Origin of the sequence: Bacillus sp. FCW2 (assembly GCF_021228595.1) — a bacterium.
In the GTDB taxonomy this organism is placed as follows: Bacteria; Bacillota; Bacilli; order Bacillales; family Bacillaceae; genus Bacillus; species Bacillus velezensis.
Genome location: NZ_CP089436.1, coordinates 686,888 through 703,274 on the forward strand (window position 1 = coordinate 686,888; position 16,387 = coordinate 703,274).

The 16,387-nt window shown below is 47.4% G+C and carries 16 protein-coding genes; 11 read left to right on the forward strand and 5 right to left on the reverse strand.

The window, feature by feature from the left end; translation table 11 throughout:
• Nucleotides 1-18: 18 nt before the first annotated feature.
• Both K3G25_RS03470 and K3G25_RS03475 read right to left on the reverse strand, forming a co-directional pair.
• A complete protein-coding gene (locus K3G25_RS03470) occupies nucleotides 19-492 on the reverse strand; it encodes a TspO/MBR family protein (protein WP_232489734.1) in 474 nt (157 codons plus the stop codon).
• A gap of 138 nt (nucleotides 493-630) precedes the next feature.
• The gene (locus K3G25_RS03475; protein ID WP_007613312.1) at nucleotides 631-1,350 is read right to left on the reverse strand and encodes a TraR/DksA C4-type zinc finger protein; all 720 of its coding nucleotides are present in this window, start codon (nucleotides 1,348-1,350) and stop codon (nucleotides 631-633) included.
• Nucleotides 1,351-1,632: 282 nt separating this feature from the next.
• Here K3G25_RS03475 and K3G25_RS03480 point away from each other — a divergent pair, with 282 nt between their 5' ends.
• From K3G25_RS03480 to K3G25_RS03525, 10 genes are all read left to right on the forward strand, one after another.
• A complete protein-coding gene (locus tag K3G25_RS03480) occupies nucleotides 1,633-3,048 on the forward strand; it encodes an isochorismate synthase (RefSeq protein WP_134986597.1) in 1,416 nt (471 codons plus the stop codon).
• On the forward strand, nucleotides 3,045-4,781 hold the full coding sequence (gene menD, locus K3G25_RS03485; RefSeq protein ID WP_094296107.1) for a 2-succinyl-5-enolpyruvyl-6-hydroxy-3-cyclohexene-1-carboxylic-acid synthase: 1,737 nt from the start codon (nucleotides 3,045-3,047) through the stop codon (nucleotides 4,779-4,781). The genes K3G25_RS03480 and menD overlap by 4 nt, the downstream gene beginning before the upstream one ends.
• Nucleotides 4,769-5,593 carry a 2-succinyl-6-hydroxy-2,4-cyclohexadiene-1-carboxylate synthase gene (menH, locus tag K3G25_RS03490; RefSeq protein WP_094296106.1) on the forward strand — a complete coding sequence of 275 codons (825 nt, stop codon included), beginning with the start codon at nucleotides 4,769-4,771 and terminating at the stop codon, nucleotides 5,591-5,593. The genes menD and menH overlap by 13 nt, the downstream gene beginning before the upstream one ends.
• Before the next feature lie 58 nt (nucleotides 5,594-5,651).
• Nucleotides 5,652-6,470 carry a 1,4-dihydroxy-2-naphthoyl-CoA synthase gene (menB, locus tag K3G25_RS03495; protein ID WP_003152221.1) on the forward strand — a complete coding sequence of 273 codons (819 nt, stop codon included), beginning with the start codon at nucleotides 5,652-5,654 and terminating at the stop codon, nucleotides 6,468-6,470.
• Nucleotides 6,471-6,557: 87 nt separating this feature from the next.
• Nucleotides 6,558-8,021, forward strand: coding sequence for an o-succinylbenzoate--CoA ligase (locus K3G25_RS03500; protein ID WP_109567150.1), 1,464 nt, complete (start codon nucleotides 6,558-6,560; stop codon nucleotides 8,019-8,021).
• On the forward strand, nucleotides 8,018-9,133 hold the full coding sequence (gene menC, locus K3G25_RS03505) for an o-succinylbenzoate synthase (protein WP_025649760.1): 1,116 nt from the start codon (nucleotides 8,018-8,020) through the stop codon (nucleotides 9,131-9,133). Before K3G25_RS03500 ends, menC begins: the two co-directional genes overlap by 4 nt.
• Nucleotides 9,134-9,402: 269 nt before the next feature.
• Nucleotides 9,403-10,320 (forward strand): metal ABC transporter solute-binding protein, Zn/Mn family, encoded by a 918-nt coding sequence (locus K3G25_RS03510; protein WP_094296104.1) that lies wholly within the window; start codon nucleotides 9,403-9,405, stop codon nucleotides 10,318-10,320.
• Nucleotides 10,321-10,340: 20 nt separating this feature from the next.
• The gene (locus tag K3G25_RS03515; RefSeq protein WP_072177721.1) at nucleotides 10,341-11,093 is read left to right on the forward strand and encodes a metal ABC transporter ATP-binding protein; all 753 of its coding nucleotides are present in this window, start codon (nucleotides 10,341-10,343) and stop codon (nucleotides 11,091-11,093) included.
• The gene (locus K3G25_RS03520) at nucleotides 11,093-12,379 is read left to right on the forward strand and encodes a metal ABC transporter permease (protein WP_017418425.1); all 1,287 of its coding nucleotides are present in this window, start codon (nucleotides 11,093-11,095) and stop codon (nucleotides 12,377-12,379) included. Before K3G25_RS03515 ends, K3G25_RS03520 begins: the two co-directional genes overlap by 1 nt.
• The gene (locus K3G25_RS03525; protein ID WP_061862507.1) at nucleotides 12,369-13,250 is read left to right on the forward strand and encodes a metal ABC transporter permease; all 882 of its coding nucleotides are present in this window, start codon (nucleotides 12,369-12,371) and stop codon (nucleotides 13,248-13,250) included. Before K3G25_RS03520 ends, K3G25_RS03525 begins: the two co-directional genes overlap by 11 nt.
• Before the next feature lie 15 nt (nucleotides 13,251-13,265).
• On the opposite strand, the gene K3G25_RS03530 is transcribed toward K3G25_RS03525, so the two are convergent.
• The 3 genes from K3G25_RS03530 to K3G25_RS03540 are packed head-to-tail and all read right to left on the reverse strand — an operon-like array spanning nucleotide 13,266 to nucleotide 15,876.
• Nucleotides 13,266-13,424 (reverse strand): DUF1540 domain-containing protein, encoded by a 159-nt coding sequence (locus K3G25_RS03530; protein WP_007408842.1) that lies wholly within the window; start codon nucleotides 13,422-13,424, stop codon nucleotides 13,266-13,268.
• Nucleotides 13,425-13,481: 57 nt separating this feature from the next.
• The gene (locus K3G25_RS03535) at nucleotides 13,482-14,522 is read right to left on the reverse strand and encodes a cytochrome d ubiquinol oxidase subunit II (RefSeq protein WP_014418703.1); all 1,041 of its coding nucleotides are present in this window, start codon (nucleotides 14,520-14,522) and stop codon (nucleotides 13,482-13,484) included.
• 22 nt (nucleotides 14,523-14,544) lie between these two features.
• Nucleotides 14,545-15,876: a cytochrome ubiquinol oxidase subunit I gene (locus K3G25_RS03540; protein ID WP_025649757.1), complete on the reverse strand. Its 1,332-nt coding sequence runs from the start codon at nucleotides 15,874-15,876 to the stop codon at nucleotides 14,545-14,547.
• A gap of 197 nt (nucleotides 15,877-16,073) precedes the next feature.
• Between K3G25_RS03540 and K3G25_RS03545 the strand changes: the two genes are divergently transcribed.
• Complete coding sequence (locus tag K3G25_RS03545; protein WP_003152229.1) at nucleotides 16,074-16,322, forward strand: type B 50S ribosomal protein L31; 249 nt, start codon at nucleotides 16,074-16,076, stop codon at nucleotides 16,320-16,322.
• The last annotated feature ends 65 nt before the right edge of the window (nucleotides 16,323-16,387 follow it).

Genomic DNA, 16,387 nt, shown 5'->3' on the forward strand with positions numbered 1-16,387 from the left:
ACTATGCAAGGTTTTTTATTATGCGTTCATAGCATAAATGGTAAAAGACAGGTATGTGGCAAAAGCGCTCCATAATAAATAAGGAACCAGAAGCCAGGCTGAAGCTTTACTGTATTTACCGGCAATGAGCAACAGAATGAGTGTTGTCACCGCCACAAGCAGGCAATCGATAGATGCAGCAAGCAAATTTTTCTGTGTGAATTGAAAATAGCTGAATCCTTGATTCACGATATAATTGATGAGAAGCATCACCCAAAAAGCTTTGGATTCTTTACATGAAAACTTTGCGTATATCAAGGCTGCTGAGAGCGAAATAAGCGCAAACAAAACCGCCCATATGATGCCGATCACTGATCCGCTCGGCGTCCAGTCGGTTTTTTGCAGCGCGTCATACCATTCCCGGTCGATGGGAAAGAGAACCCCCGCTAAAGAAAACAAGACATATGTAATGATAAATACAATAATCGCACCGATGTTCCCTCCGCCATTCAATGTCAATACGTTAGTTCCCTTTTTTGGAAATATTAAAAACCTTTTAAAAGGTTCATGCACCATTAAGTGTATGGGTTTTCAGTGTGAAAATGCAGCAAACCATTTATTTGTATTCAAAAACCCCGGCAGGCCGGGGTTTTAATCAGCATGAAGATCGCCAAAGGTCGTCATTATTCCTTCTTCGTCCAGTTCCTGTTCATATTTTTCGTGTGCTTTGCTTGGATACACGGAAATGTTTTTGCCGGTAATATCTGTCGCGATAAAGTTTTCATAATCCTCAGCATAGCCGATGTTTTCTTCTGAGTTCATTGTCATATCCCCATAGCTGAGCGGAGGATCCTCTAAATCCTGAGGCGTTTCTGAGTTTCCGTATTCCTCAACATCCTGATAAGCATCTTCACTATCGTAAGCCGCCCGGATTGATTCATCATCATCAAATTCAAACTGTCCGAACGGTGTTTCCTCTTCAATCGGCCTGTCTTTGGAAACGGCATCCTGCGAGGAATATTCCGCCAATGTCGTAGCCGTCGGCAGAGCTTCGAGTCTGTCATAAGGAATGTCCTTGCCGCTGACTTCACACGTGCCGTATGTGCCGTTTTCAATTTGTTTCAGAGAGTAATCAATGTCGCGAAGGTGCTCCCGTTCATGGTCGAGCAGAGCCAGGTCTTTTTCCCGCTCGTATAATTCGGTCGCCTGATCGCCGGGATGATTGTCATAGGAAGACAATTCGCCGGATGACTGATACGGGAATTCATCAGTTAACTGAAATTGATCATTTTCTTTAAAGCGGCTTAAAATATCATGTCTGGCTTCTTCCAATTCTTTTTTTAAGTGTGTGATCTGTTCGTTTGTAAGCACATCAATCCCTCGTTTCTATGTGATGCTTACTGTTAGTATGAACGCTTTTTCGCAGAAAAATGGTGGATAAAAATAGTCATTTTCCCATGAGGAAGTAAAAGGATACAGTGATTGCCGAGAGTGGGGAAAGAAAATTCAAGTTTGTTTCTTTATTCATTTGCGCAAAAAGGTTTATAATAAGAAATGCAGGCATTTTGTCGTGCTCAAATCTGTGTGTTTGACACAAAGTCATCACAGGTGTATTGTATTAAAAGCATTTAACGGATTATGGAGGAATGTCTCATGGTGACAACGGTGCAGCATACGTTCCGAGAGGAAGCAGATCATGCATTACATAAAGCCAAACAAGTCAACCATGCTGTCTTATTGAGCTATTCAAGACGTATTGCGTCTTTAGACCCTCTATCATTTTTCAAAGACGGAGCAAAAAAATATAAAGGCAAACGATTTTTTTGGTCAGAACCCGGTAGTGAATTAACAATAGTCGGTCTTGGCACAGAAGCGCTGTTCCAATCGAATGAAAAAAATGGAAAGCGTTATCACGACGTTTTTGAACAATGGGAGCGCTTTAAAAAGACGGCTTTTCATATTCATGAAGAAGAAGAGGCGGCGCATACCGCGGTCGGCCCTGTTTTATTCGGCGGCTTTTCATTTAATCCCGCTGAAGAGAGAGGAGACGAATGGAACGGGTTCGAAGAAGGACTGTTCTTTATTCCCTCACTCATGCTGACAAAGACGGCAGATGGTGATTATTTAACCGTCAATCAATGGGCGGCAGACGGTAATCAGGCAGAAGATACGCTGAAACGTCTGAAATCTTTTTCGGAAGCTTTTTCAGTTTCTTCAATCGAGTATGAAGAATATCCTGTTTTAACAAAAGCGGAAGAACTTGATGTGGAAAACTGGCTTGAAGCCATTAAAACAGCAACAAATGATATGAAAGCAAATCAATATGATAAAGTCGTGCTGGCAAGGGAAGTCGTTTTGTCATATGATGGGCCTATTCCGGCAGAGAGCGTTGTCCGTAAGCTTTTGACGGACCAAACGACAAGCTATGTTTTTGCGATTGAGCAGGGAGATAAATGCTTTGTCGGCGCTTCACCGGAACGGCTGATCAAAAAATCCGGCAAAGACGTTATGTCCACCTGTCTGGCAGGTTCAATTAAGCGCGGAGAAAATCAACAAGAAGATGAGCGTCTCGGCAAGGAATTGCTGCATGACGAAAAAAATCTCGCGGAACATGATTTTGTGGTTAAGATGATACACGATTCTTTCTTGTCGAGCTGCAGGGATGTGAAAAAGCCTGCAGGTCCGCAATTATATAAAACAAAAAGTGTTCAGCATCTATATACGCCGATCACAGGCCATCTTAAAACGTCCGCTTCGCTGTTTGATTTAATTGAAAAGCTGCATCCCACACCGGCATTGGGCGGAGCTCCCCAGCAGAAAGCTATTAAAGTTATCGCTGATATTGAACCGATGACACGCGGATGGTACGCGGCTCCGATCGGCTGGATGGACGGCAGGGAAAACGGAGAATTTGTCGTGGCTATCCGATCAGGGCTGATTGAAGGCAAAAGTGCGCGGCTTTTCGCAGGCTGCGGCATTGTTGAAGATTCAGATCCGCAATCAGAATATGAAGAAACACAAATTAAACTAAAGCCGATGATCTCTGCTTTAGGAGGTGAAAGGCTTTGACAAACCCGATTACACATTATATCGGAAGCTTTATTGATGAATTCGCTCTATCGGGTGTGACCGATGCAGTTGTTTGCCCGGGGTCGAGGTCAACTCCCTTGGCGGTTTTGGCGGCGGCCCACCCGGATATTCAAGTCCATATACAGATTGATGAACGGTCCGCAGGTTTTTTCGCACTCGGTCTTGCAAAAGCCCGCCAGCGTCCGGTCATGCTGATTTGTACGTCAGGAACGGCAGCGGCTAACTTCTATCCGGCCGTGATTGAAGCTCATTATTCAAGAGTGCCGCTTATTGTCCTGACTGCTGACCGGCCTCATGAATTGAGGGAAGTGGGGGCGCCTCAGGCGATTAACCAGCATTTTCTGTTCGGTAACTTTGTTAAGTTTTTCACAGACTCGGCTCTGCCTGAAGAAAATCCTCAAATGCTGAGCTATATCAGAACATTGGCCGGCAGAGCCGTAAGTGAAGCCGGGAAGCGCCCGATGGGGCCGGTCCATATCAATGTGCCGCTCAGAGAGCCTTTGATGCCGGATTTATCAGCCGGACCTTTTGAAAGAATGAGAAAGGGGCGGCACGTCTCAGTCACAACAGGGATTCAGTCAGCTGCTCAAGACTCTCTCTGTCATATTACAGAGCGTCTCGCGGGTACCGAAAGAGGTATGATCGTCTGCGGCGAAATTCACGGTGAAGCAGAAAAGCAGCAAATCATCGCGCTTGCCGAGATGCTTCAGTTCCCGATTTTGGCTGATCCGCTTTCAAACCTCCGAAACGGGGAGCATGATAAGACGCTGATTATTGATGCTTATGACTCGTTTTTAAAAGATGAAGAAATAAAAGAGGCGCTGCGCCCTGACGCTGTGATCCGCTTCGGTCCGATGCCGGTTTCCAAACCGCTCTTTTTATGGCTCAGAGATGATCCTGCCATTGAGCAGTTTATCGTCGATGAAGACGGAGGATGGAGAGATCCCACCCAGGCCGGCGCGCATATGATTCATTGCCATCCGTCGGTGTTTTTGGAAGCGGTCCGTTCAGCTGAAACCGGAAAACGGCCGTCCGAATGGCTTGAGAAATGGCAATTTGTCAATGACCGGTTCCGGAGTCATTTACAGGCCGCGAACATGGATGATTTATCATTTGAAGGAAATGTATATCGTCAGCTTCAGCACCTTGTCCCTGAAGGCAGTTCGATTTTTGTCGGCAACAGCATGCCGATTCGCGACGTGGATACGTTCTTTGAAAAACAAGATCGTTCCTTCCGTGTTTATGCCAACCGCGGCGCTAACGGCATTGACGGAGTTGTCTCCTCGGCTATGGGACTGTGTGAGGGTACAAAAGCTCCTGTCACGCTTGTAATTGGAGATTTATCGTTTTACCATGATTTAAACGGGCTGTTAGCGGCTAAAAAACTTGGAATTCCGCTTACGGTTATTTTAATAAACAATGATGGCGGCGGGATTTTCTCGTTTTTGCCGCAGGCATCTGATAAGACTCATTTTGAAGAACTGTTCGGTACGCCGACGGGTCTTGATTTCCGGCATGCCGCCGCACTGTACGGCGGGACGTATACTTGCCCTGAGACATGGGAAGCATTTAAGGATGCGTATCAGCCGCAGGCGGACAAGCCCGGACTTCATATAATCGAGCTGAAAACAGATCGGACATCAAGAGTTCAATTCCATCGCGATCTGCTGCAGGCCGCAGTGCGGGAAGTGAAAAAAGAATGGAAACTGTAACTGTTAAAACGGCAGACGGTGTATGCTATCGGGCTGCTGATAGCGGACACGAATCGTCTGAAGCTATTGTTTGTCTGCATGGATTTACGGGCAGCAAAGAATCATGGATGTTTTTACGCGGCATGTTTCCCGGCGAACGAATGGTGATGATTGACTGCCTGGGTCACGGGGAGACAGACGCGCCTGTGCAAGCGGCAAGGTATACTACGAGCCGGCAGGTTGCGGACCTTGCCGCCGTTTTTGATCAATTAAAACTTCACAAAGTGAAACTTATTGGTTATTCTATGGGGGGGAGACTTGCGTATTCCTTTGCACAGGCATTTCCGCATCGGGTGTCAGCGCTTGTTTTGGAAAGTACAACCCCGGGCCTGAGCACGCTTCAGGAACGCAAGAAGCGGATTCAGTCAGACCGGAAGCTTGCTGACTTTATATTGCGGGAAGGTATAACATCGTTTGTCGATTATTGGGAGAGCATTCCGTTGTTTGCCACGCAGCTTTCTCTGCCGGACAGCGTAAAGGCATCCATCCGTGCCGGCAGGCTGAAAAATAATCCGTCCGGACTTGCAGGCAGCCTGCTCGGAATGGGGACGGGCTCACAGCCTTCCTGGTGGGAGGCATTACACCGCATCAAGGCGCCCGTCCTGCTCATATGCGGTGAATGGGATGAAAAGTTTTGCGCTATTAATCAAAAGGTGCATAACCTGCTCCCATCAAGTAAAATAGAGGTTGTCAAACAGGCGGGGCACACGGTACATGTGGAACAGCCGCGAATTTTTGGTAAGATAGTAAGTGAGTTTTTATACGGCTTGTAAAGCATAAAGAAAATAGCTTTTCGGCCGGACTCAGGCAAAAATGAAGGAGGTCATATCAATGGCTGCAGAATGGAAAAGTGAACGCCAGTACGATGAAATCCTGTACGAGACGTATAACGGTATTGCAAAAATAACAATTAACCGCCCGGAGGTACATAACGCATTTACTCCTAAGACGGTATCAGAAATGATTGACGCGTTTGCTTGTGCGCGTGATGACTCCAATATTGGTGTCATCGTTCTTGCGGGAGCGGGAGATAAAGCATTCTGTTCAGGCGGAGACCAAAAAGTCCGCGGTCACGGCGGATATGTCGGAGACGATCAGATCCCGCGTCTGAATGTGCTTGATCTTCAGCGTTTGATCCGTGTTATTCCTAAACCGGTCGTAGCGATGGTATCAGGCTATGCCATCGGCGGAGGCCATGTGCTTCATATCGTCTGTGATTTAACGATTGCGGCCGATAATGCGATTTTCGGCCAAACCGGACCGAAAGTGGGAAGCTTTGACGCCGGTTACGGCTCAGGTTACCTGGCGCGTATCGTCGGACATAAGAAAGCCCGTGAAATCTGGTACCTGTGCCGTCAATACAACGCGCAGGAAGCGCTCGACATGGGGCTTGTCAATACGGTTGTCCCATTAGAGAAACTTGAAGAGGAAACAATTAAATGGTGTGAAGAAATGCTTGAGAAAAGCCCTACAGCCCTTCGTTTCCTTAAAGCGGCATTTAACGCAGATACAGACGGCCTCGCCGGAATTCAGCAATTTGCAGGAGATGCAACGCTTCTTTATTACACGACTGACGAAGCGAAAGAAGGCCGCGATTCCTTTAAAGAGAAACGCAGTCCCGATTTCGGTCAATTCCCTCGTTTTCCGTGATCAGATGAAACTACGAAACAGCTTGAGCCGCTCTGGTCCAAGCTGTTTTCTTTTCAAAAAAAGTACTTTTACCTCGGAGATGATAACATGCTGACAGAACAGCCGAATTGGCTCATTCAAAGGGCTCAGCTGACACCAGAGAGAATCGCTCTCATATTTGAAAACAAACAGATGACATTCAGAGAATTATATCATGCTTCTAAACAAATGGCCGCGCGGCTGTCCAAATACTGCTCGCTTAAAAAAGGAGACCGTGCCGCGATTTTGCTTTCTAACAGACCGGAAATGGTTTATGCCGTTCACGCCTGCTTCTTATTAGGGGCGGAAGCTGTGCTGTTGAATACGAAACTCTCAAAACAGGAACGGTTGTTTCAGCTCGAAGATTCACAGGCAAAGCTTTTATTGACGGAGGACGGTTTTTGCCGTGAAGAATATGAATCTGCGGTTGCCGCCGCAGATGTGGACGAGCTGCAGGCTGAAGAGGCGGGTGACATTGAACCTGAAGCTTATGTAACGCTTGATGATACGGCGACTCTTATGTATACGTCAGGAACAACGGGAAGGCCGAAGGGGGTGCAGCAGACTTTCGGTAATCATTATTCCAGCGCTGTATCGTCTGCGCTGAATCTGGGGGTCACGGAGCGGGACCGCTGGCTTATTGCGCTGCCGCTGTTTCATATCAGCGGTCTGTCTGCGCTGTTTAAGTCGGTCATTTACGGCATGCCTGTCGTGCTTCATCAAAAATTTTCTGTCACCGATGTGCTTGACAGCATCAGCTGCCATCAGGTCACGATCATTTCAGCGGTGCAGACCATGCTTTCGGGCCTGCTTGCGGAAACTGAACAATGTCCTGAATCACTGCGCTGCATTCTGCTTGGCGGGGGGCCGGCACCGCTGCCGCTCCTTGAAGAATGCCGCAGGAAACAATTTCCGGTATTCCAATCTTACGGCTTGACTGAAACCTGCTCACAGATTGTCACGCTTTCTCCGGAATTCAGCATGGACAAGCTCGGCTCGGCCGGTAAACCGCTGTTTTCATGCGAAATTAGAATTGAAAAAGACGGAAACCCTTGTGCGCCGTTTGAACACGGTGAAATTACGGTGAAAGGCCCGAATGTAATGAAAGGGTATTACCATCGTGACGACGCAAACCAGGCCGCTTTTCATAATGGATGGTTTAAAACGGGCGATCTTGGCTATTTGGATGATGAAGGGTTTTTATACGTGCTGGACAGGCGGTCGGACCTCATTATTTCAGGCGGAGAGAACATCTACCCGGCAGAAGTGGAAGCGGCGCTGCTTGCCCATCCGGCTGTAGCGGAGGCCGGTGTTTCGGGAGCAGAAGATCCGAAGTGGGGGAAAGTGCCGCATGCTTTTCTCGTGCTGACTTCTTCTGTCAGTTCTGAGGAGCTGACCGCCTTTTGCCGTGAGCGGCTTGCAAAATATAAAATACCGGCTGCTTTTTTCGCGGTTGACGAGCTCCCGCGGAACGCGTCCAATAAACTGATGAGACATCGGCTGAATGAGCTTCGTAAAGGAGAATTGTCATGATTAAGATTGAAAAAATCACCCTTTATCATGTAAGTATGAGGCTGAAAAAACCGTTTAAAACAAGTATTGAAACGCTGCAGGACCGTAAATTTTTGATCGTGGAAGCGATCGATGAAACCGGGAGAACCGGCTGGGGGGAGGTATCGGCGTTTTCTTCTCCGTGGTATACAGAAGAAACGATTCAGACATGCGCGCATATGCTGAGAGATTTTTTCATCCCGAATGTCGTAGGCCGCGAGTTTTTCCATCCGTCAGAGGTGCCTGACAGTCTCGCGCGTTTCAAAGGAAACCGCATGGCAAAAGCGGGGCTGGAATCAGCCGTGTGGGATCTATATGCCAAGAAAAAAGGGATATCACTCGCAGAAGCCTTAGGGGGCAAAAGAGATAAAGTGCCCGCCGGCGTGGCGGTGGGTCTTGCTTCGGCTGATGAGATGCTTCGGGAAATTGAGCAATACGTAAAAGAAGGTTATCAACGTATAAAAATAAAAATTCAGCCCGGCCATGACGTTGATCTGGTCAGAGCCATCCGCAGCCGTTTTCCGAACGTACCGCTGATGGCGGATGCCAACTCGGCATATGAACTGAAAGACATCAGCAGGCTGAAAGAGTTGGATGAATTCCAGCTCATGATGATAGAACAGCCGCTTCAGGCAGATGATATTGTCGATCACCGCCACCTGCAGAAACACTTGAGAACCGCGGTATGCCTTGATGAAAGCATATGCTCATATGATGACGCAAGGCGGGCGATTGAGCTTGGGAGCTGTAAAATCATTAACATAAAACCGGCGCGTGTAGGAGGCCTGACAGAGGCTTTAAAAATACATGACTTATGCAGAGAGCATCACATGCCGGTTTGGTGCGGCGGAATGTTTGAAACCGGCATTTCGAGAGCGCAGACAGTCGCGCTTGCTTCGCTGCCGCAATTTACGATACCAGGTGATATTTCCTCATCAGACCGATACTGGGAGGAGGATATTGTCACTCCCGACATCCATATCGAAGAGGGGTTCATCTCTGTTCCGGACGGTCCCGGACTGGGTGTCGAAGTCAATCAGGAAATAATGAGAAAATACGTCACCCAAATGGACGTTTTTACGACAAACAACTGATAAAAAGACATTTCAGCGAGTTGAGCTGCCTGTATGCTGCTGTTATATTGAAACTGTTCATCATCACCCCTTCCCCCGTTTGAACCGGCTGTATCAGCCGGTTTTTTTAATGAGCGGACACTTGACAAATGTGAGTGTGTGCGATAATTTTGCACAAAGGAAACTTTTTGTCCTGTATCAATCATTTGTTCTTAAATATAAAGAATTGTCATAAGACTGACATCAACATCACATTTAAAAGAGAACGGGACAAAGGAAAGGGGACGGATATGAAAAAAAGCAGTGTAATGGCGTCTGTGCTGATGGTTTGTTTTGCATTGTCTTCATGCAGCTCTGAATCTTCAGGCGGACAAAAAGGAAAGCTCACGATTACGGCTACCACTTCTCAGGTGGCTGACGCCGCTGAACATATCGGCGGAGACCATGTTGAAGTGACGTCACTGATGGGGCCTGGAGTCGACCCGCATCTTTATAAAGCATCACAAGGAGATACGAAAAAATTAACGGAGGCGGATGTTGTTTTATACAGCGGACTTCACTTAGAGGGGAAAATGGAGCATATGTTAACGAAAATCAGCAGGCAAAAGCCGTCCGCAGCAGTGGCTGAATCAATACCGAAGGAGAAATTGATTCCAGCGGGTGAGAATATGTATGATCCGCATGTATGGTTCAGCATTCCGTTATGGCTGTATGCCGTTGACGAAATCGAAGCGCAATTAAAAAAAGCAAAACCGGAATATGCAGACGACTTTACAAAAAACGCCCAAGAGTATAAAGAGAATTTGAAATCTTTAGATAAAAAATCGAGAGAAAAGATCGGGACAATTCCCGAAAAAAGCCGTGTACTAGTTACGGCACATGATGCCTTTGCGTATTTTGGCAAGGAATACGGATTTGAGGTCAGAGGACTTCAAGGGCTGAGCACGGACTCTGATTACGGACTGAAAGATGTTCAAAAGCTTGTCAGTCTGCTTGCGGATAAGGAAATTAAAGCTGTGTTTACGGAAAGCAGCGTATCGAAAAAGTCAATAAACGCGGTTGTTGAGGGCGCCAAAGAAAAAGGTCATGATGTTTCGGTCGGCGGCTGGCTGTATTCAGATGCCATGGGCGAAAAGGGGACAAAAGAGGGCACGTACGCCGGTATGATCGCCCATAACATAGATACGATTGTCAGCTCATTAAAATAAACAGGAAGGGAGAGAATGACGTGTATCCTGTCAGCATTGAAAATGTGACGGTAGCCTATCACAAAAAACCGGTCCTGCAGAACGTCACCATGCAGGTGCCGGAAGGAAAACTGATCGGGATTATCGGGCCGAACGGAGCCGGAAAATCAACGTTGATAAAAGCTGTTTTAGGATTAACGCCAAGCGCCTCCGGAACGGTCTCTATTTATGGGAAATCATCAGAAAAGGAGCGGAAGAGGATCGGCTATGTTCCGCAGCGCGGTTCTGTGGATTGGGATTTTCCGACAAGCGCTCTGGATGTCGTTTTAATGGGAAGATATGGGCATATCGGCTGGTGCAGGCGTCCGAAAAAACGTGATATTGATTTTGCTGAAGCCTGTTTGGATAAGATCGGTATGCTTGATTATGCCAAAAGGCAGATCAGCCAGCTTTCAGGAGGCCAGCAGCAGCGGGTTTTTCTGGCCCGGGCTTTATGTCAGGATGCGGATATATACTTTATGGATGAACCGTTTGTGGGAGTTGACGCCGCTACGGAGCGGGCGATTATCACGCTGTTGACGGAATTAAAACAAAAAGGAAAAACCGTGCTCGTCGTCCATCATGACCTGCAGACGGCAAAGGAGTATTTCGATTGGATGCTGCTGCTGAACATGAGAAAGATTGCTTTCGGACCGACTGAACACGTGTTTACAATCGAAAATTTACAAAAAACGTACGGAGGAAGGCTTGCATTTTTGAAAGATCACCTCCTGGCCGAAGGGGGAACGGGCTGATGGCGCTGCATCATATATGGCTTCAGCTTCAGGAACCGAATACCCAATGGGTGTTGGCGGGAACTTTGCTTCTCGGCATGGCAAGCGGCGTGCTGGGAAGCTTTGTGCTTCTCAGGAGGCAGAGTCTGATCGGCGACGCCATGGCTCATTCGGCTTTGCCCGGAGTATGTCTTGCGTTTCTCATTGCCGGAGAAAAGACGATGCTGTTCTTCTTGATCGGAGCGGCTGCCGCGGGGCTTGCGGGAACTTGGTGCATCCAGAACATCACGGAGCATTCAAAAACGAAGGAGGATTCTGCGATCGGCATCGTATTGTCCGTGTTTTTCGGGATCGGCATTATTCTTCTGACCTATATTCAAAGACTCGGTTCCGGAAGCCAGAGCGGGCTTGATTCTTTTTTATTCGGTCAGGCGGCGTCACTCGTTAAACAGGACATTGTCATCATCGGAGTCATTTCTGCCGTTCTGCTTTTATTGTGCGCCGTCTTTTTTAAGGAATTCAAATTGATCACATTTGATATGGCATTTGCGAAAGGGGCGGGACTGCCTGTCAGGTTTCTGAACGGACTGCTGGTTTTTTTAATTGTTTGTGCGGTTGTGATCGGGCTGCAGACGGTCGGTGTCATCTTAATGGCGGCCATGCTTATTACGCCGGCGATCGCCGCAAGGTATTGGACGGAGCGTTTAACGGTCATGATCGTGCTGTCCGGATTAATCGGCGGGTTATCCGGTGTGGCGGGAACGCTTTTAAGTACGACGACGGACGGTATGGCGACCGGGCCGTTAATTATTTTAAGCGCGGCTTCCGTTTTTCTGTTTTCTCTATTATTCGCTCCGGATCGCGGACTGGTGTCAAAGACGGTTAAACTTTTCCGGCTGAGAAAAAAGACCGCTTTTGAGCAAACGCTCTCAGCTATTTACGAGATGAGTGAACAAACGAATGAAACCTCAGTCACCGGGCAGATGTTGAAAAAAGAATGGGAGCGCCCTATCAGGAAACTGGAGAAAAAGGGATACCTCAAGCGCAGCGGAGCCGAACAATGGCGGATGACGGAGGCAGGGCTGACGAAGGGATACGAAATTGTCTTATCACAGCGCATGTATGAAGTTTACCTCATGCATGAAACGGAACTGGCCGGTATAGAAACGGCCGCCAGGGACGAATTTCATCCGGATCTTCTGCCGAAAGAACTGAAAGAAAAGCTTTTGCAGCTTTTACGATTGCACGGGCGAATGCCGAATGAATCACTTCAAAAGGAGAAAGGAGGCGCTTACAATGAGTTATGAAGCGTGGATTATCGCAACGGGAATCTTAGTCGGCGTGAGCTGCGCGTTAATCGGCACTTTTCTTGTGCTGAGAAACATGGCGATGCTTGCTGACGCGATCAGCCACACGGTGCTGCTCGGAATTGTCGGCGCTTTCCTTGTGACGGGAGCCCTTAACGGAATTCCGATGTTTATCGGAGCTGCGGCATCCGGGCTGCTGACGGCTTTTTTCGTACAGTTTCTGCACAGTAAAGGCGTGCAGTCTGACGCGGCTATCGGTGTCGTCTTTACGTCCTTGTTTGCGGTCGGCGTCATTCTGCTGTCTGTATACGGCAAACATGTACATCTTGATATAGAACATTCGCTTATGGGAGAAATTGCTTTCGTTCCGTGGAATACAGCTCAGCTGTTCGGCGCTGATATCGGCCCTAAAGCGTTTTGGATGATTTTATCTGTGCTTATCATCAATGTGCTGCTGATTGTCTGCTGCTATAAAGAATTTAAAATCGCCGCCTTTGACCCGGAAATGGCGATAGCCATCGGCATTCCTGTCCTGGTCATTCATTATGTGCAGATGGGTATGCTGTCGCTTACGACGGTTGCTTCTTTTGATTCAGTGGGAGCGGTTTTAGTCGTTGCGATGCTGATTGTACCGCCTGCAGCCGCCTATTTACTGACAAACCGCCTTTCTTCCATGCTTTTCATCAGCGCGGGTATCGGCGGGCTGTCAGCCGTATTGGGATATGGCGCCGCCACATGGCTCAACGTGTCAATTTCAGGTGCGATGGCTGCGATGACCGGCGTGTTTTTTCTGCTGGCCTTTCTGTTTTCTCCGGCTCAAGGGCTGATTTCAAAAAGGCTTGCGGCGCGGAAATTAAAAAGAGCTGTATAAAACAGCTCTTTTCTTTTATAAATCATGCGGTTTAAAGGTTTTGCAATCCGTTTCTTCACTTTTTTCAGCGGTTTCGCCTGTATGGCTGACCACATAAATAGCGTCGGCCGTGCATTTGTTTCCTCTGCCCCAATATGAACAGTTATTGACTTCACACAGAATTTTTTGGTCCATGCTGGCTCCCCTCCAAGATAAAAGGTACGCCATTAGTATGAGCCGCCTTGATTTCTGTTATTCCTCCTGGCGGATATAACGTCTGTCTTTCATAAAGAGCTTCCAGAAGAAATAAAACCCGGGAAACAAAATGATGAAAGCGACGATATACGTCATAAACAGCGCCCTGAAGGTTGCCGGCTCCGTAAATCCTGACATGACCGTAATATCCGGATAAATCATATAAGGAAGATGCGCCCGTCCGTATGCATAGCTTGCCAGAAAGTATTGAAGCGCAATGGCGATCATGGCGATTCTCGGTTTGCCGAGGTTGCGGCCGAAGCGCTTATTCGGCAAAAACAGAGCCACGCCGGCAATGATAAATGTAATGACAGACAGAATGAGCCATGTCTTGTCTTTCATCATCCCCGTATACAGCCAGCCGGCTTCAGAGCGTAATGTCAGCATAATGAAGAAGGCAAACAGAAGCGACAGCGGCCCTGTTAGTAAAGAGCTCCGTCTGTAGATGCGGTACGCATGCTCCTCTTCCGCAACATTTGAAAAATCGGCCAGAAGCAGTGAAGATAAAAATAAAGTGCTTAAAATGGCAAAGCCGATAAACGCATACGCATTAAGGCTTGTAAAGACATTTGCCAAATTCAGGTGATACACGCCGCCCGTCTTCTCAATAAATCCTCCGTGTGTGACCGGAAGGACCAAAATCAGCACAGCGGGAATAATGAAGCCCGAAATTCCGGAGATATATCTCATGATTTTTCTTTCCTTCGCAGTATTGGAGAAGACGAGAAAGCCGCTGCGGATGGCCAAAAGCAGCAAAATAATACTCCCCGGGATCAATAAAACGGTTCCCAGCACGAAGGTTGCCCCTGGAAAGAAGCTGAATAGGGCGACAACGATCGCGACGATAAAGACGTTGGTCACTTCCCATGTCGGGGACAAATAACGGTTGGCGATGTTTGTCGCCTTTGTTTGTTCTCTATTTAAATAAATCATCGACCAAAAGCCTGCTCCGAAGTCCATCGTTGCCATGACCGCGTAGATAAACACGAAGCCCCATACGATTGATATCGCAATGAGAGCATCCATGGTAATGTCCATTTCAATTCAGCCCTTTCTATTGTTAGGATTCCGCCGCTTTTACATCCTCCTCAACGGGATGTTTGCGGAAATAATAAAGCAGCACATAAATGACTGCGGCTGCCAAAATGGCGTAAACGACCGTAAACAGGATGAACAGCAAACCGATTGAACCGGTTGTCGTGACGACATCAGACGTTTTCAGGAGATGGTAAATCACCCATGGCTGCCGCCCCGTACAAGCGAATATCCACCCGAATTCAATTCCGATCAGACTAAGCGGTCCTGCGGTTAAAAATAAAATCAAAAGCCAAGTCGGAAAGCTGTCTTTCTTTAAAATTTTTCTCCAGACGATGCCGACGATTGAGTACAAAATGAGCAGCATCCCGATGCCGACCATTCCGTTAAAAAGTGTATGGATGAATAAAGGCGGCCACTCGTCTTTCGGAAACGCGTTCAATCCTTTGACGACGGTATCAAAGCTGTTTGCAGCCAAAAAGCTTAAAGCCCACGGTACTTCTATCGCCCATTTTACTTTTTCTTCTTTTGCGTCAGTAAAACCCCCGATCGCAAGCGGAGCGTGTGATCTAGTTTCAAACAGCCCTTCTGCGCCCGCAAGCTTCTCAGGCTGGTATTCGTAAAGAAGCTGGGCTGACTCGTGACCGTTTAAAGAGGCAAGAATGGAAAAGATTCCGCCGATCGTTAAGGCGAGCAGCAGCGCTTTTCGGTGAAAGCGGTATACCTGCTCCTGTTTTCTCGTTCTCAGCATTTTATAAGCCGCAACTGACGCAACGATAAATGCACCGGTCATGAAAGCCGTCAGTACGACATGGCCCGCGGTGGTGAAAAAGCTTGGATTAAAAAACGCTGCCCACGGTTCGACGTCAGTGATTTTGCCGTTTAAAATTTTAAAGCCGGCCGGCGTTCCTTCAAATGCGTGAACATTTGTGATTAAGACGGCGGATGCCGCGGCGCCGATCAAAACGAAAATAACGGCAATGATGCGCATCGCCGGAGTCAGCCGGTCAGCGGCGTAGACATAAATGGACATAAACAGCGCTTCGATAAAGAAAGCATAAATTTCAATCTGAAACGGGAGTGACATCACCCTGCCGATGACTTCCATGAATCCGGGCCACAAAAGGGCAAGCTGTGTACCCGCGATCGTTCCGGTCGGTATCGCCACGCCGAGCAAAACAGCCTGCGCCTTCGTCCACCTTTTCGCCATAATGGCATAATGCGGATCTTTTGTTTTCTGATAAATCAATTCAGCCATTAAAATCATCAGAGGCAAGCCGACACCAAGCGTCGCAAAAATAATATGAAAGCCCATGGTTGTCCCGAACAGGCTTCTGGCTAACACTAAATCATCCACGATCATAAACCGCCTTTCTAAATTACCGTTTTATGTAATGTGGTTATATTATTTGCTGAAGCGATTAGATTATTCTTCTGATTCCATATATGTGCAGGGTTTAGAAACCAAGGGATCAGGGCATATATGATTGACAAGCGGTTATTTAAGGTTTAAAATAAAACGTAATTATTACGATTTGTGAAAGGGAGATCAGCATGAAAAAAGATATTCATCCGGATAACCATCAAGTGATTTTTCAAGATGTGAACAGCGGCTACCGCTTTTTAAGCCATTCAACGAAAACGTCAGAGGAAACGGCAGAGTGGGAAGACGGAAAAACATACCCGCTGATTAAAGTAGAAGTCAGCTCAGATACGCATCCGTTTTATACAGGCCGCCAAAAATTCAACGAAAAAGGCGGGAGAGTCGAACAGTTCAACAAAAAATACAATATGGGGAAATAAGACAAGCCCAATGGGGTTTGTCTTATTTATTGAGCACTTTGTCATCTCGTGCGGGGAGTGACGAA

Bases quoted from the DNA above. Each gene is read 5' to 3' on its own strand.
- menC (WP_025649760.1), top strand. From the start codon at position 8,018: ATGATTAAGATTGAAAAAATCACCCTTTATCATGTAAGTATGAGGCTG.
- menB (WP_003152221.1), top strand. From the start codon at position 5,652: ATGGCTGCAGAATGGAAAAGTGAACGCCAGTACGATGAAATCCTGTAC.
- K3G25_RS03520 (WP_017418425.1), top strand. From the start codon at position 11,093: ATGGCGCTGCATCATATATGGCTTCAGCTTCAGGAACCGAATACCCAA.
- K3G25_RS03530 (WP_007408842.1), bottom strand. From the start codon at position 13,424: ATGGACCAAAAAATTCTGTGTGAAGTCAATAACTGTTCATATTGGGGC.
- K3G25_RS03525 (WP_061862507.1), top strand. From the start codon at position 12,369: ATGAGTTATGAAGCGTGGATTATCGCAACGGGAATCTTAGTCGGCGTG.
- K3G25_RS03510 (WP_094296104.1), top strand. From the start codon at position 9,403: ATGAAAAAAAGCAGTGTAATGGCGTCTGTGCTGATGGTTTGTTTTGCA.
- K3G25_RS03535 (WP_014418703.1), bottom strand. From the start codon at position 14,522: ATGGACATTACCATGGATGCTCTCATTGCGATATCAATCGTATGGGGC.
- K3G25_RS03500 (WP_109567150.1), top strand. From the start codon at position 6,558: ATGCTGACAGAACAGCCGAATTGGCTCATTCAAAGGGCTCAGCTGACA.
- menH (WP_094296106.1), top strand. From the start codon at position 4,769: ATGGAAACTGTAACTGTTAAAACGGCAGACGGTGTATGCTATCGGGCT.
- K3G25_RS03480 (WP_134986597.1), top strand. From the start codon at position 1,633: ATGGTGACAACGGTGCAGCATACGTTCCGAGAGGAAGCAGATCATGCA.
- K3G25_RS03545 (WP_003152229.1), top strand. From the start codon at position 16,074: ATGAAAAAAGATATTCATCCGGATAACCATCAAGTGATTTTTCAAGAT.